This window comes from Cupriavidus sp. FW305-F7 (genome assembly GCF_058782875.1).
This window is the reverse complement of sequence record NZ_JBYSYC010000125.1, coordinates 1-1,160: the sequence shown is the minus strand read 5'-3', so window position 1 is coordinate 1,160 and position 1,160 is coordinate 1. Positions and strand designations below refer to the sequence as shown.

At 64.9% G+C, this 1,160-nt stretch carries 1 protein-coding gene; it reads right to left on the bottom strand.

Annotated features, from left to right (window positions below; translation table 11 throughout):
• A partial coding sequence (locus AC3WL8_RS39900; RefSeq protein WP_492380255.1) for an ISNCY family transposase occupies positions 1-980 on the bottom strand: 980 nt, incomplete at its 3' end.
• Between the last annotated feature and the right edge of the window lie 180 nt (positions 981-1,160).

Below are 1,160 nucleotides of genomic sequence, written 5' to 3'. Positions count from 1 at the left end.
TTGCGCCACTCGCGCCAGCTGAAGATCCGCTCCAGATCCTCATCGCCGCGCAGCGGCCGGTGCGCATCAAAGTCGCTGCGCGGCACCTTGGCAAAGCGCGCGTTGAAGTCGGCGATGAAATGCGCGGCAAAGGCATTGGCCGCATCCATCGTGCTGATGCCGCGCAGCCGCAGCTCCTTGACCAGCCGGTCCTGCAGTGTGCCGTTCATGCGCTCGACGCGGCCCTTGGCCGGGCTCGAATTGGCGCACAGGATGTCGATATTCAACTCGAACAGCGCGCGCCCGAACTGGGTGTAGCCGCGCCCCTCGGCGCTGTCCCGGGCATTGACGCGGAAGACACTGAACTTGTCGCTGTAGAACGCCATCGGCTTGCCGTGGCGCTCGACATAGTCACGCGTGGCGCTGAAATACGCCGACGTGGATTCGGTCGGCACGAACCGCAGTTGCATCAGCTTGCCAGTCGCGTCATCGACGTACACCAGCAGCGTGCACGCCGGCGCCCGGTCCTCAAACCAGGCGTGGTCGCTGCCGTCGATCTGCACCAGCTCGCCCAGGCAGGCGCGGCGGTCCCTGGGCTGGTGCACCTTGGGCGGGCGCAGCTTCCTGGGCACCCAGAAGCCGGCGTCGATCATGATCCGGCGCACGCATGCCGGCGAGATCTCGATACCATGGCGCTCGCGCAGCTTCTCGGCGGCCAGGGTCGGGCCGAAGTCGGCGTAGCTGTCGCGGATCAGGCCGCGCACGCGGGATTCCAGCCCCGGCGGCAACTGGTGATGGCCGGGCTGGCCCCATTTACGCGAAACGAGACCCCGGGGGCCGTCCTGCCGGAACCGCTGCGCCAGACGCTCGACCTGGCGCTTGGAGATGCCGAGCTTCTCGGCGGCGCGCCAGACCATCAGACCATCTTCGACAACAGCCTGGATGACCTTGCAGCGAGCCAGTTCCTGCATGCTCATGGTGATCGTGTCGGGGCGGCCCATGATCGTGCTCCTGGCTTGGCGGCAAGGCCGCCAGCTTGGCATGATCCGGACCAAGGTACGACATTTCTATTTGGCTCAAGTACGACATTACTATTTGGGCCTAACAAACTTTGTCCAGCGGGTTTTGAAAGGTCGGAGCGCCCGCTGAATTCAAATGTCGGTGCGGGCGTGCTTTTTGTG